Here is a 13,745-nt window from a genome sequence, read left to right as displayed (position 1 = left end):
CCGTCGATCACGTGCGCGGTGGGGACGCCGCCCCGCACCGCGCGCAGGCAGGCCTCCATCTTGGGGACCATGCCCGCGTCCAGCCGGGGCAGCAGCGCGGCCAGGGCGGCGGCGTCGATCTCGGTGGTGAGCGACGAGCGGTCGGGCCAGTCGGTGTAGAGCCCCTCGACGTCGGTGAGGACCACCAGTTTCTCGGCGCCGATGCCCTCGGCGAGCGCGGCGGCGGCGGTGTCGGCGTTGATGTTGTGCACGACGCCGTCGGCGTCGGGGGCGATGGTGGAGACCACCGGGATGCGGCCCGCGTCGATGAGGTCGAGCACGGCGTCCGGGTTGACCTCGGTGACGTCGCCGACCAGCCCGATGTCGGTGGCCTCGCCGTCGACGAGCACGGTGCGGCGGGTGGCGGTGAAGAGCCCGGCGTCCTCGCCGGAGATCCCGACGGCGTACGGGCCGTGCGCGTTGATCAGCCCGACCAGCTCCCGGCCGACCTGCCCGAACAGCACCATCCGCACCACGTCCATGACCTCGGGCGTCGTCACCCGGAAGCCGCCGCGGAATTCGCCCTGCAACCCCAGCTTGCCGAGCATGGCGGTGATCTGCGGGCCGCCGCCGTGCACCACGACGGGGTGCACGCCGACGGTGCGCAGGAAGGCCATGTCGGCGGCGAAGGCGCGCTTGAGCCCGTCGTCGACCATGGCATTGCCGCCGTACTTGACCACGACGACCTTGTCCCGGAACTTCTGCAGCCAGGGCAGCGCCCCGGCCAGCACGTGCGCCTTGTCCAGCGCGCTGAGTTCGTGCGCGAGGCCGGTCATGAGCTGTAGGCCGAGTTCTCTTCGACGTAGCCGTGCGAGAGGTCGGTGGTGCGGATGGTGGCGGCGCCGTCGCCGATCTTCAGGTCGACGACGACCTCGATGTCGGTGCCGGAGAGGTCGACCTCCCGGGCGCCGGGGGCGCCGACGCCGTCCACGCAGACCGGGTTTCCGTTGAAGGACACCGTGATCCGGTCGGGCTCCAGCGTCACCGGGGCCATGCCGACGGCGGCGAGCACCCGGCCCCAGTTCGGGTCGGAGCCGAAGAGCGCGGTCTTGACCAGGCTGTCCCTGGCGACGGTGCGGGCGGCGAGCACCGCCTCCTCCTCGTCCAGCGCCCCGGTGACGGTGACCAGCACCCGCTTGGTGACGCCCTCGGCGTCGGCCATGAGCTGGGCGGCCAGGTCGTCGCAGACCGCGAGCACGGCGGCGTCCAGTTCGTCCTGGGTGGGGGTGACCTCGCTGGCGCCGTTGCCGAGCAGCAGCACGGTGTCGTTGGTGGAGCAGGAGCCGTCCACGTCGAGCCGGTCGAAGGTGCGCGCGGTGGCCTTGCGCAGCGCGGCGTCCAGCTGCTCGGCGGTGACCGCGGCGTCGGTGGTGAGGACGACGAGCATGGTGGCGAGGGAGGGGGCCAGCATGCCGGCGCCCTTGGCCATACCGCCCACGTTCCACTTCGAACGGTGGTGGTAGGCGGCCTCTTTCGGCACGGTGTCGGTGGTCATGATGGCGTGCGCGGCGTCGGTGCCGCCGGAGAGCCCGCCGCCCATCTCGCGCACGATCTCGGTGATCGCCGGGACGATCTTGTCCATGGGCAGCCGGTCGCCGATCAGGCCGGTGGAGCAGACCGCGATCTCGCCCGCGCCGGTCTCGGTGCCCCAGCTGCTCAGCGCGGCGGCCAGCTCCTCGGCGGTGCGGTGCGTGTCCTGGAACCCGCCGGGGCCGGTACAGGCATTGGCGCCACCGGAATTCAGGATCACCGCGCGCAGCCTGCGGGCGGTGAGCACCTGCTGCGACCACAGCACCGGCGCGGCCTTCACCTTGTTCCTGGTGAAGACCCCGGCGGCGGCGTACTCCGGCCCCTCGTTGAGGACCAGCGCCAGATCGGGCTTGCCGCTGGCCTTGATCCCGGCCGCGATCCCGGCGGCGCGGAAGCCGAGCGGCGCGGTCACCCCCTGGGTGCGGACCAGCCTGCCCGCTTCGGTCGTCGTCACGGTGCCACTCCTACGGTGGGAAGCCCGGCGGTCTCCTCGAAACCGACGGCGAGGTTCATGGATTGCACCGCGGCGCCCGCGGTGCCCTTGGTCAGGTTGTCGATCGCGCCGATCACCACCAGCAGCCCGGCGTCGGCGTCGACGGCCACCTGCAGGGTGACGGCGTTGGAGCCGAGCACGGCGCCGGTCGACGGCAGCGCGCCCTCGGGCAGCAGGTGCACGAACGGCTCGGCGGCGTAGGCCTTCTCGTAGGCGGCGCGCACCTGGGCGAGATCGGCGGTGGTGGGGGCGGTGCAGGTGGCGAGGATGCCGCGCGGCATGGGCGCGAGCACCGGGGTGAAGGAGACCGCGACGGGGGTGCCCGCGGCGGCGCTCAGGTTCTGCGCGATCTCGGGGGTGTGCCGGTGCGCGCCCGCAATGCCGTAGGCGCGGGCCGAGCCCATGACCTCGGAGCCGAGCAGCCCGACGTCGAGTTTCCTTCCGGCACCGGAGGTTCCGCTCACCGCGACCACGTTCGCGGTGGGCTCGGCGAGCCCGGCGGCGAAGGCGGGGGCGAGCGCGAGGCCGGCCACGGTCGGGTAGCAGCCGGGGACCGCGATCCGGCGGGCGCCGCGCAGCCGCTCCCGGTTGTCGCCGAGCTCGGGCAGGCCGTAGGGCCAGGTGCCCGCGTGCTCGCCGCCGTACCAGCGCTGCCAGGCGGCGGCGTCGCGCAGCCGGAAGTCGGCGCCGCAGTCGATGATCACGGTGGATTCGGGCAGGGTGTTCGCCAGCGCGGCGGACTGGCCGTGCGGCAGGCCGAGGAAGACCACGTCGTGCCCGGCCAGCTCGTCCACGGTGGTGGCGGTGAGCGCCCGGTCGGCGAGCGGGAGCAGGTGCGGCTGCAGCGAGCCGAGCGGCGCGCCCGCATTGGAACCCGCGGTCAGCGCCCCGATCTCGAGGCGACCGCGTCGGTACTCGGGGTGTTCCAGCAGTAGCCGCAGGACCTCACCGCCCGCGTACCCGCTCGCTCCGGCAACCGCGACCCGCAGGGCCCCGTTCGAGGAATCAACCATGTGATGATTATGCACGACCGTGCAAGCTCATTCACGCCGGGGTTTCCTCCAGGGTACCCAGGAGTGGTACGGCCGCTCAGTTCTTCACCTCGACCCGTTCGCCGATCCCCGGCGTCCACACCGTGATCTCGAGCCGGCCGTCGACGAGCTCGACGGTGGAGCCGCCGGTCAGCCGGTCGGCGACGAAGAAGTGGTCGAACTCCTCGCCGCGCGCGTCGAAGCCGCTCTCCTCGAAGAGGTGCTGCAGGAATCGGGTGTGCAGGTCTTTGTCCGGCAGGTCGATGACGGTGCCGAAGAGCTTGGCGTCGCCGTCGCCGACCATGGGGTCGGCGGTGGCGGTGTGCAGGCAGAAGCGCGGGTCGCGGGCCAGGTCGGCGAACTTGCGGGTGCGCGGCATGCCCGCGAGCACGAGCAACCCCTCGAAGACCCGCGGCTCGATCGGGCTGATCCGCGGCGACCCGTCGGCGCGCACCGTGCCGAGCAGGCAGAGGTTGCCGGTGGCGCGGTGCCTGCGGGTGAAGACTCCGGCGACCCGGGGGGCTTCGTCCAGGAACTGATTCCACGTGGTCATGGGGCGACGGTACGACCGTACGTTGACACCTGCTGTCAGGGTTTGCCGGATAGTGTCGGGCGATGCGCGCGAGCCGACTCCTCCGCCTGCTGCTGCTCCTGCAGACCAGGGGCCGGTGCACGGCGTCCCAGCTGGCCGCGGAGCTGGAGGTGTCGGTGCGTACGGTGTACCGGGATGTGGACGCGCTCTCCGCGGCGGGCGTCCCGGTCTACACCGAGCCGGGGCGCGCGGGCGGGATCCGCCTGCTGGACGGCTACCGCACCCGGATCACCGGGCTGAACCCCGACGAGGCCGACGCCGTGCTGCTGGCCGGGCAGCCCGGCGCCGCCGCCGACCTCGGGCTCGGCACCGTGCTGGCGACCGCGCAGCTCAAGGTGCTGGCCGCGCTGCCGCCGGAGCTGCGCGGGCGGGCCACCCGGATCGCCGAGCGGGTGCACGTGGACGCTGCGGGCTGGTTCCATCGCCCGGACCGCACCCCGGCGCTGGCCGTTGTCACCGAGGCGCTGTGGGCGGATCGGCTGCTGGAGATCGGGTACGAGCGGGGGGACGCGGTGGTGCGGCGGCGGATCGGGCCGCTCGGGCTGGTGCTCAAGGCGGGCACCTGGTACCTGGTCGCGCTGGCCGACGGCTCGGTGCGGTCGTACCGGGTCGGGCGGATCGCGGCGGCGGCCGATACCGGCGAGACCTTCACCCGGCCCGCCGATTTCGACCTGGCCGCGCACTGGGAGCGGGCGGCGGACGAGTTCGCCAGGACCATGCTCCGGGTGACCGCGCGCTGCCGGATCGACGCTGCGCACCTCTCGCTGCTCCGGCTCGGCTTCGAGCCCGCGGCCGTGGCCGATGCGGTGGCCTCGGCGGACGAGCCGGATGCCGAGGGGTGGGTCCGGGTGCGGGTGGCGGCGGAGTCGTACGAGGTGATGGCGCACGGGCTGCTGCCACTCGGGGCGTACGCGGAGGTGTTGGAGCCCGCCGAGCTGCGCGCGGTCATGGCCGGGACCGCGGCGGCGATGGCGCGCCGGTACGCGGGGTGATACCGCGCATCTTCTCGGGGTTGACCTGGAAGCGCAGGTTCACGATGAGGCCGTCGCGCTCGTCATAGTCACATCATCGACGCGGGCGCCCAGTTCAGCACAGGGGCCATGGCGCCGAGTTGCGCGCTCGCCGGGGTGCGGCGCATGACCGCGTCGCGCAGGGCGACCAACGGGCGGGCCGAGAGCTGACCGGCCCGGCCCAGGCGGCGCGCCCTGGTGGCGATGCGCTGGGTGCGCGGGCGGCGCAGGGCGTCGTAGCGGCGCAGGTCGCCGTCGATGGCGAGCATCGCACCGAGCGCGACGGCGTCCTCCAGGGCCTGGCAGGCGCCCTGGCCGAGGTCGGGGGTCATGGCGTGGGCGGCGTCGCCGACCAGGGCGATCCGGCCCGCGGTGAAGCGCGGGAGGGCGGGGAGGTCGTAGATGTCGTGGCGGAGGATCTGGGCCGGGTCGGCGGCGGCCAGGAGGGCGGGGATGGGGGCGTGCCAGTCGGCGAAGCGCTGCCGGAGTTCGGCGAGGCCGCCGTCCGGTGCGTCGGCGGGGGCGTTCGCGGTGGCGAAGCAGTAGACCCGGCCGTCGGCCAGCGGAGCGAAGCCGAAGCGCTGCCCGCGTCCCCAGGTCTCGCCGAATTCGGTGACCGGCTCGGACGGCATCACCACCGTGCGCCAAGCGGCGTAGCCCGCGTAGCGCGGTTCGACCTCGCCCGCCACCGCGCGACGCACCACGCTGCGGATGCCGTCCGCGCCGACCACGAGTTCGGCGGTGCGCTCCCCCGCCGTCGTGACCACGCGCCCGGACTCGTCCGCCGCCGTCACCCCGATCCCGGTCCGCAGCACTCCGTCGGGCAGCGCGTCCCGCAGGATCGCCATGAGTTCGGCACGGTGCACGACGATCGGCTCGCCGAACCGCTCCCGCAATGCCGCCGCGTCCGCCGCGAGCAGCAGCCGCCCGGCGGCATCCCGGATTCCGCCATTGGCATCGGAGACCGCGCGCGCCCGCACCTCCGCGCCGACCCCGAGCGCGTCCAGCGCGCGAATCGCATTGGGCCACAGCGAGAGCCCCGACCCGACCACCGCCTGCTCCGGCGCCCGCTCCAGCACCACCGGCCGCTTCCCGGCCCGCAGCACGGCCAGCGCCGACGCCAGCCCGCCGATTCCGCCTCCGGCGATCAGTACCTCGTCCATCCGGCCCACTCCTTCTGCTCACTACCGATGTAGTGGAATCTACTACACAAGTAGTGGGAAGCACTACCCCTGTAGTATTCCGGTGTGACCGGCAAACGCACCCTGGTGCTCGACACCGCCCTCCGCCTGCTCGGCGAACGCGGCCCGCGCGCGCTCACCCACCGCGCGGTCGACGAGGCCGCCGAACTGCCTCCCGGCTCGACCTCGAACTATTTCCGCACCCGAGCCGCGCTGCTGATCGGCATCACCGGCCGCCTGGAAGAACGCGACCACGCCGCCTTCGACCACGCCCCCGCCCCGCGCGACCCCACCGAACTGGTCGACCTGCTCAGCGCCCTGCTCCGCCATGCGGTCACCGCCGACGAACCGGCCACCCTCGCCCGCTACGCCCTCATGCTCGAAGCCCGCGAACTCCCAGAGGTAGGAGAAGCGTTGCGCACCGGCCACTTTCGCCTCACCACCTGGCTCACCGGACACCTGCGCGCGGCCACCGGCGAACCCGCGATCCCGGAGTCCGCGGTCCGCCCGCTCGTCGACTACCTGGACGGCTTCACCCTGCACCACGCCCTGGTCGGCGGCTTCGACACGGTCACGGTGAAGGCAACGCTGCACGTCCTCCTGATCGCGGCCGAGACCCAGGCACGGAAGAACGCCGCACCGTCCCCGGCGTGATCGCTACAACAAGCACCGACCTGCGCTACTTCCCGCAGAATCGGCAGGCCGCCGGCAGCGTTCATCTGGTCGAGCAGCGCTGAAGCGGCGCTACCATGATCTACGAAAGCGAGGTGCCACACATGAAGCGTCGAACGGTAACGAAGGCAGCCGTCAAACTATCGGCAGCACGGTCGACCAAGGCGTCGGCGCGGTTGGAGCGCCGCACCTTGCCAGAGGGCTATGTGCGGTCGAAGAGCGTCGCTCGGTACTTGGCCGAGCGCCGGCTGAAAGCCTGATGTCCTTCGCACCGGGGTACGGCCAGACGCCACTGACCGACGACGAGGCCGAGATGCTGGTCCCAGCGGTCCGGCAGTTGATCGAGGGCTCGGGCGGCAAGGCGGCGGTGTACGACCTCGAGCAGGCTATCCAGGAAGAGGTCGCCGAAGAACTCATCGGTGCTGTGTTCGAGGGCACATTGCTCTTGGACGATTTGCTGACCGACTACTTCGTGCGAGATCTGCATCAACGTCTGTACAAGGACATATGGCAGTGGGCGGGCACCTTCCGTCGCCGAGAACTCAACATCGGAGTTGCTCCCGAACAGATCGCCGTCGAACTTCGTACGTCGTTGGATTCGATCGAATACCGCTGGAACCACACGAGCGATTGGACGTCACGTCAACTCGGTATCGCTGTGCACGCCGAGACAGTCCGCATCCACCCGTTCACCGACGGCAACGGACGCACGACCCGCCTGCTCGCGGATCTCGTCTACGCCGCAGTCCAGGATTCGGAGTCGCCCGAACTCTACGACTGGGAACTCGACAAACAGCAGTACATCCACCTTCTGCGGGAGTACGACGGGCACCGCGATTGCCGTGCGCTGGCCGTCTTCATCGGGACGAGCCCGGTAGAAGGGTGATCGGTACTGCGCCGGAGCGTTGAACGGCCCGCCCGACCGGCTATCCCAACTTCCGCAACGCCAACGCCAGCCCATTCATCGCGAGCAGGATCCCTCGCTTCACCAGCTCCTGATCGTCTCCGAGAGCGACACTCAGGCCGAGCGCGGAATGCGCCTCGCGCTGGAAAGCCCCTGCTGCCGCTGCAAATTCACTCATTGGACTCGCTCCCTAACCTCGTGAATTCATGCACGGTGAGCTGACCGCTGCCTTGAAATGGCGAAAGGTGCTCTGAACTGCGATAATCAGGCTTGCTGAGGGCCGCTTCTCGAAGTTGTAGGAGCACCTTCCTGGTGAGGGAGTCTATATCGCCGTACCCACGGCTGGGTATCGACGGTGCAGGGTCGGGCGTGGTCTCCCACGCCGGCGCCGCACTGCTGCTGCGCACCGCCGAGAAGACCGGGCTGAGCAGCGGGCTGTCGGAGAAACTGAGGCCGTGGCGCAAGCCGAAGGCCGTGCACGATCCCGGCAAGATCGTGCTCGACCTCGCGGTCACCCTGGCGGTCGGTGGTGACTGCGCCGCGGATGTGGCGTTGCTGCGGGCCGAGCCGGCGGTGTTCGGTGTGGTGGCCTCGGACCCGACCGTGTCCCGCGCGATCACCGCCCTGGCCGCCGACGCACCGCGAGTGCTGGCCGCTATCGGTGCGGCTCGCATCCAGGCTCGTGCCCGAGCATGGGCCCTCGCCGGTCGCGACGCTCCCGGTCACCGGGCCGGGATCGCCGATCCGGTGATCATCGATCTCGATGCCACTCTCACCGACGCGCATTCGGAGAGGCAGGGTGCGGCACCGACGTTCAAGCGTGGTTTCGGGTTCCATTCGTTGTGGTCGTTCATCGACAGCCCGGGCGGGACCGGTGAACCCGCCGCGGTGATGCTGCGACCGGGCAACGCCGGCTCCAACACCGCCACCGACCACAAACGAGTCCTGCACGAAGCTCTGGCCCAACTGCCGGGGCGAGGGTCGTGGCGGGTGGGGCGGACGGTGCTGGTCCGCACCGATTCCGGTGGCGGCACCCACGAGTTCCTCGGCTACTGCCATCGCCGCAGGTTGCAGTACTCGGTCGGGTTCACCCTCACCGACGACATCGTCGACGCCCTCGACACCCACCTCACAGTCCGGGACTGGACACCGGCCTACGACGCCGAGGGCCAGGTCCGGCCCGGCGCCTGGGTCATCGACGCCACCGGCCTCACCGATCTCACCCGGTGGCCGCCGGGCATGCGCCTGATCGTCAGGAAGGAACGCCCGCACCCCGGCGCCCCACTACGGTTCACCGACCACGACGGACTCAGGCTCACCGCCTTCGTCACCAACACTCGGCGGGGTCAGCTCCCCGACCTGGAACTACGCCACCGACGCCGCGCGCTGCGAGGACCGCATCCGCGCCGCGAAGGACACCGGGCTACGCAACCTGCCGTTCCGCTCCTTCGACGCCAACCGGATCTGGCTCGCGATCATCGCCCTCGCACTCGATTTGACCGCATGGCTGCAAACCCTGGCCCTGCGTGACCACCCCGCACGCAGGTGGGAACCCAGAACATGCGCCTTCGGTTGTTCTCCGCGGCCGGGCGGATCGCCCGTCATGCCCGCCGAACCCGGCTCCACCGGCCCGCCACGGGCTCTGGACCGGCCTGCTCGTCACCGCCGCGGCACGCCTGCAACCCGGCTGAGCAGCCAACAAACAGTCCCGACAACCGAGGAAACCTCACCATCCGAGCCCGTGGAACTCGGCAGTCAGCCCGCTGCGCGGGCAGACCGCCACGCCCACGGCCCGGAAACTACGATCGAAACACCAATCCGAAGCCGCTCAGGCCAACACCTCGGCCCCACGAAAGATCGAGGCTAGAAGTGAAATCGATGGCTTATGACTTTCCCAATGGTCAGCCAAGATAGAACTGGCACAAGATGTTGCACGCTTTGCCAATTCAGAACAGGGCGGTGTTCTGATCGTAGGATTTCGAACGGAGCGCAAAATCGGATCAGACACCTTGGTTAAGGTCGTTCCCATTTCGAACAGCGACGGATCTCCTGCTCGATACCAAAAAGTCATCGACAATAGGGTGCAGGGCGCGATAGTGGACGGTAGGTACGAGGGCGCGTTCATCTCGATAGTCAGGCGGCGTGGCGAGGATTCAATCCCAACGACGGCAGCCGCCATTCACGCCTATCTATCGGCGGGACGCAAAACGTTGAACGGCCTCTCTGCGCGCGAAACCCCTGAATGACTCGCGGCATCGAACGATCCGGCGTCCCTGCTTGACTACCCCGAGTTCCGCAACGCCGTCGCCAACCCGTTCATGGTGAGCAGAATCCCCCGCTTGACCAGCTCCTGATCATCCCCCGCCCGCAACCGGCGCAACAACTCCACCTGCATCTGGTTCAGCGGCTCCAGATAGGGGAACCGGTTGTGGATCGACTCCGACAGCGAGGCGTTGTCGGCGAGCAGGTGATCGTTCCCGGTGACGGCGGCGTGCATACGGATGGTGCGGGCGTGCTCGTCCCGGATCATGCCGAAGATCCGCTCGCGCAGTGCCACGTCCCCCACCAGCTCCGCGTACCGCTCGGCAATGGCGAGGTCGCTCTTGGCGAGCACCTGGGCCAGGTTCGAGAGAACGGTGCGGAAGAACGGCCAGCGGTGGTAGAGGTCGGTCAACTCGGCGAGGCGGCCGGGGTCGCCCGCCACCCACTCCTCCAGCGCGGTGCCGGTGCCGTACCAGCCGGGGAGCATGACGCGGGCCTGGCTCCAGGCCATCACCCAGGGGATGGCGCGCAGGTCGGAGACGGAGTGGGTGGGTTTGCGGGAGGCCGGGCGGCTGCCGATGTTCAGGTCGCCGACCTCGGCCACCGGGGTGGATTGCCGGAAGTACTCGACGAAGCCGGGCTCGTCGTGCACCAGGGCGGCGTAGGCGGCGCGGGCGCGGGCGGCGAGTTCGTCCATGAGCTCGTAGGCGGGTTCGGCGGCGGGGCCGAGCCCTTCGACGTCGAGCAGCGTCGACTCCAGGGTGCCGGCGATGAGCGACTCCAGATTGCGGTGCGCGGCACGAGGTTCGGCGTACTTGGCGGCGATCACCTCGCCCTGCTCGGTGAGGCGCAGCGCGCCGCGCACGGCGCCGGCGGGCTGGGCGAGGATGGCGTCGTAGGAGCGGCCGCCGCCGCGGCCGACGGTGCCGCCGCGGCCGTGGAAGAGCCGCAGCCGGATGCCGGTCTTGCGCGCCACCTCGACCAGCTCCAGCTCGGCGCGGTAGAGCGCCCAGTTGGCGGCGAGGTAGCCGCCGTCCTTGTTGGAGTCGGAGTAGCCGAGCATGACCTCCTGGCGCATCCCGGCGCCGGCCACCAGCTCCCGGTACACCGGGACATCCAGCGCGGCGGCGAGCGTGGTCGCGCCCGCGGCGAGGTCCTCGATGGTCTCGAAGAGCGGGACGATGCCGACCGAGCAGGAGGGCGGAGCTTCCGGGCCGCCCGGGTCGAGGATCCCGGCCTCCTTGAGCAGCAGCGCCGCCTCCAGCATGTCGCTCACCGAGGTGCACATGCTGATGATGTAGTTCGGCACCGCCTCGGCGCCGAAGGTCGCGATCACCTCGGCCGCCGCGCGCACGATGCCGAGCTCCTGGGTGGTCTTCTCGCTCAGCGCCGCGTGCGGGCCGAGCAGCGGCCTGCGGGTGCGGAGCTCGGCGGCGAGCAGCGCCACCCGCTCGTCCTCCGGCAGGCTCGGGTAGTCGGCGTGCACCCCGGCCCAGGCCAGGATCTCGGCCACCACCTGCTCGTGCACCTCGGAGTTCTGCCGCATGTCCAGGCTCTGCAGGTGGAAGCCGAAGGTCTCCAGCGCGAAGCGCAGCGCGGCCAGCCGGTCGTCGGCGAGCAGGCCGTCACCGGCGGCGCGCATGGACTCGTCCACGGCGTCCAGGTCGTCGAGTACCTGCTGCGGGGTGTCGTACGGCTCGGCCCCGACATCGGAGCCGTGCACCGGCGCGCTGCCCAGCGCGCGCACGGCGGTGGCGGTGAGCCGGTTCCGGATGGCGTGCAGCGCACGGCGGTACGGCTCGTCGGCGTGCGTCTCGGGGTTCGGGTAGCCCGCGGCGGCCAGCCCGGCGACCCGCTCCGAGACCGGGACCAGCCGGGCCGACTGGGCCAGCACCTTCTCCAGTTCGGCCAGCTCGCGCAGGTACCGCTCGAAGGCGACGGCCGCGGCCTGCCCGGCCGCGGTGCGCACCACCTCGGCGGTGACGAAGGGATTCCCGTCCCGATCGCCGCCGATCCACGAGCCGGGCCGCAGAATCGGCCGCGGCAGCAGCTCGACGCCGGGCCACCGGGCCCGCAGCGCCGCCCTGACCTCGGCGTTGATCGCCGGAATGACGTCGAAGAGGGTGAGTTCGTAGTAGCGGAGCCCGACCGCGATCTCGTCCTGGATGCGCAGCCGCGCCAGCCGGATCAGCGCGGTGCGCCAGAGCGCGAGCACCTGCCGCCGGATATCCAGCTCCAGCGCACCCCGCTCCCCCTCGCCTGCACGGCCCCGTTGCCGCATGAGCTCGGTGATCCTGGCCTGGCCGTCGAAGACGGTGCGGCGCCTGGTCTCGGTGGGGTGCGCGGTGATCACCGGAGCGACCAGGGCGTCGGAGAGCAGGTCGGCGACGGTCTCGCCGTCCAGTGCGGCAGCGTCCAGCTTGCGGTAGGTGGCGGCCAGCGAGGAATCCTGGGGCGGCTCGCCCGCGCCGATGTGCACCGCGCGGCGGCGGTCGCGCTGCAGATCCTCGGCCAGGTTGGCGAGCAGCACGAAGTAGCTGAAGGCGCGGATCAGCGGGATCGCCACCGTCACGTCGACGCCGCGCAGCATCTCCGCGACGGCGCTGCGGTCCACCTCCTCGCGGCGAATCCGGAAGGCCTCCTTGCGCACCCGCTCGATGAGGTCGAAGACCTCCGGCCCCTCGTGGTCGCGGATGGTGTCGCCGAGCACCCCGCCGAGGAAGCGGATGTCGTCGCGCAGCGGCCGGATGGCTTCGGGTTCGGTCTCGATCCTCGGGTCGCTCATACGCCGAGACTATTGCGGCGGCCGCCGCGCCGATACGCGACGCGGCCCACATCGGGGGGAATTCACACGCTGGTCACGCCGGTCAGCGCTTGGGCCAGGCCCACGGCGGCTCGTCCAGCAGGCCCTGGCCCGCCAGGTAGGTGCGGCCGTCGTCCTTGCGCAGCTCCAGCACCGAGGCGCGTTCCTCCCGCGCGAAGGTGGCGAGCAGCGCGGCGGCGTGCGTCACCACGATCACCTGGGTGTGCGCCGACGCGGTGACGATGAGGTCGGCCAGCGCGGTCAGCAGTTCGGGGTGCAGGCTGGTCTCCGGCTCGTCGAGCACCAGCAGCTCGGGCGGGCGCGGGGTGAGCAGCGCGGCGACCACCAGCAGGTAGCGCAGGGTGCCGTCGGAGAGCTCGGCGGCCTCCAGCGGGCGGCGCAGCCCCGGCTGGTGCAGCCGCACGGTGAAGCGGCCCGCGTGCGCGGCCACCTCGACCCGGCTGCCGGGGAAGGCCTTGTCGATCGCGGCGTCCAGCTCGACCGCGTCGCCGATCTCCCTGATGGTCTGCAGCGCGGCGGCCAGGTCGGCGCCGTCGTGGCCGAGGCGGACCGTGCGGGTGCCGATCTGCGGGGCTCGCGCGGGGGCGCCCGCGTCGGTGCGCAACCGGTCGTAGAAGCGCCAGCCGCGCACCCGGTCGCGCACGCTCAGCACATCGGGGGCGCGGCTCGGGTCGGAGAGTTCGCCGAGCATGCTGTCGAAGGAGCGCAGCGTGTGCGGCACGGTGTTCCAGCGCCTGCCCGCGCGCACCCGCACCACCGAACCGGCGCGCTCGGTGAGCACCGAGGCCGGGCGCAGCATGGGCCCGGCCCACACCGCCTCGGCCTTGATCTCGGGGTCGCGGTCGAACAGCGAGTCGGCGGGCGGCGGGATACCCAGGTCGGCGGCGTAGCCGAAATCCTCGGCGGCGAAGCCGACGCGCAGCGCCACCGGGGTGCCGTCCGCCGGACGCCCCGGCCCGGCCCACAGCGTGGAATCCAGCCCGCCCTCCCTGGCCAGCGCCGCCACCGCGCCGTTGCTCGCGAACTCGGCGAGCAGCCGCAGCACCCGGTACAGGCTCGACTTGCCGCTGCCGTTCGCGCCGGTGATCGCGGTGAGCGGGGTCAGCGGCACGATCAGGTGGCGCAGGGACCGGTAGTTCTCGACGGCGACGACGGTGAGCACGTCGGCCACCGTAGCCCGAAGCGGCGCGGGGGCACCGCGTAAGTC

Annotated in this window: 10 protein-coding genes and 1 pseudogene; 4 read left to right on the top strand and 7 right to left on the bottom strand. The window is 71.3% G+C overall.

Annotation, left to right across the window (positions count from 1 at the left end):
• The 4 genes from argB to NH2_RS19050 all read right to left on the bottom strand — a co-directional run.
• Positions 1 to 815 (bottom strand): acetylglutamate kinase (gene argB / locus NH2_RS19065; protein WP_067655636.1); only part of this gene is annotated, 815 nt, incomplete at its 3' end.
• On the bottom strand, positions 812 to 2,023 hold the full coding sequence (gene argJ, locus NH2_RS19060; protein WP_067655633.1) for a bifunctional glutamate N-acetyltransferase/amino-acid acetyltransferase ArgJ: 1,212 nt from the start codon (positions 2,021 to 2,023) through the stop codon (positions 812 to 814). The genes argB and argJ, both read right to left, overlap by 4 nt.
• Positions 2,020 to 3,075 carry an N-acetyl-gamma-glutamyl-phosphate reductase gene (gene argC / locus NH2_RS19055; protein WP_067655630.1) on the bottom strand — a complete coding sequence of 352 codons (1,056 nt, stop codon included), beginning with the start codon at positions 3,073 to 3,075 and terminating at the stop codon, positions 2,020 to 2,022. The genes argJ and argC overlap by 4 nt, the downstream gene beginning before the upstream one ends.
• A gap of 76 nt (positions 3,076 to 3,151) precedes the next feature.
• Positions 3,152 to 3,646 (bottom strand): pyridoxamine 5'-phosphate oxidase family protein, encoded by a 495-nt coding sequence (locus NH2_RS19050; protein ID WP_067655627.1) that lies wholly within the window; start codon positions 3,644 to 3,646, stop codon positions 3,152 to 3,154.
• A gap of 62 nt (positions 3,647 to 3,708) precedes the next feature.
• On the opposite strand from NH2_RS19050, the gene NH2_RS19045 reads away from it, so the two are divergent.
• On the top strand, positions 3,709 to 4,677 hold the full coding sequence (locus NH2_RS19045; RefSeq protein ID WP_067655624.1) for a helix-turn-helix transcriptional regulator: 969 nt from the start codon (positions 3,709 to 3,711) through the stop codon (positions 4,675 to 4,677).
• Positions 4,678 to 4,745: 68 nt separating this feature from the next.
• On the opposite strand, the gene NH2_RS19040 is transcribed toward NH2_RS19045, so the two are convergent.
• Entirely contained in the window at positions 4,746 to 5,858 is a 1,113-nt protein-coding gene (locus NH2_RS19040) for an FAD-dependent monooxygenase (protein WP_067655621.1), read from the bottom strand.
• An 84-nt stretch (positions 5,859 to 5,942) separates the two neighbouring features.
• Between NH2_RS19040 and NH2_RS19035 the strand changes: the two genes are divergently transcribed.
• The 3 genes and pseudogenes from NH2_RS19035 (at position 5,943) to NH2_RS19025 (ending at position 9,143) form a co-directional block, all read left to right on the top strand.
• Complete coding sequence (locus NH2_RS19035; RefSeq protein ID WP_067655618.1) at positions 5,943 to 6,530, top strand: TetR/AcrR family transcriptional regulator; 588 nt, start codon at positions 5,943 to 5,945, stop codon at positions 6,528 to 6,530.
• 277 nt (positions 6,531 to 6,807) lie between these two features.
• Positions 6,808 to 7,434: a Fic family protein gene (locus tag NH2_RS19030; RefSeq protein WP_067655615.1), complete on the top strand. Its 627-nt coding sequence runs from the start codon at positions 6,808 to 6,810 to the stop codon at positions 7,432 to 7,434.
• Between the two features lie 330 nt (positions 7,435 to 7,764).
• Positions 7,765 to 9,143, top strand: a pseudogene (locus NH2_RS19025) (IS1380 family transposase).
• A gap of 590 nt (positions 9,144 to 9,733) precedes the next feature.
• Here NH2_RS19025 and ppc read toward each other — a convergent pair.
• On the bottom strand, positions 9,734 to 12,499 hold the full coding sequence (gene ppc, locus NH2_RS19020; protein ID WP_067655612.1) for a phosphoenolpyruvate carboxylase: 2,766 nt from the start codon (positions 12,497 to 12,499) through the stop codon (positions 9,734 to 9,736).
• Between the two features lie 82 nt (positions 12,500 to 12,581).
• Positions 12,582 to 13,700 carry an AAA family ATPase gene (locus tag NH2_RS19015; RefSeq protein WP_067655939.1) on the bottom strand — a complete coding sequence of 373 codons (1,119 nt, stop codon included), beginning with the start codon at positions 13,698 to 13,700 and terminating at the stop codon, positions 12,582 to 12,584.
• Between the last annotated feature and the right edge of the window lie 45 nt (positions 13,701 to 13,745).

The organism is Nocardia harenae NBRC 108248 (assembly GCF_001612885.1).
GTDB lineage: Bacteria > Actinomycetota > Actinomycetes > Mycobacteriales > Mycobacteriaceae > Nocardia > Nocardia harenae.
This window is presented reverse-complemented; position numbering and strand designations above follow the sequence as displayed.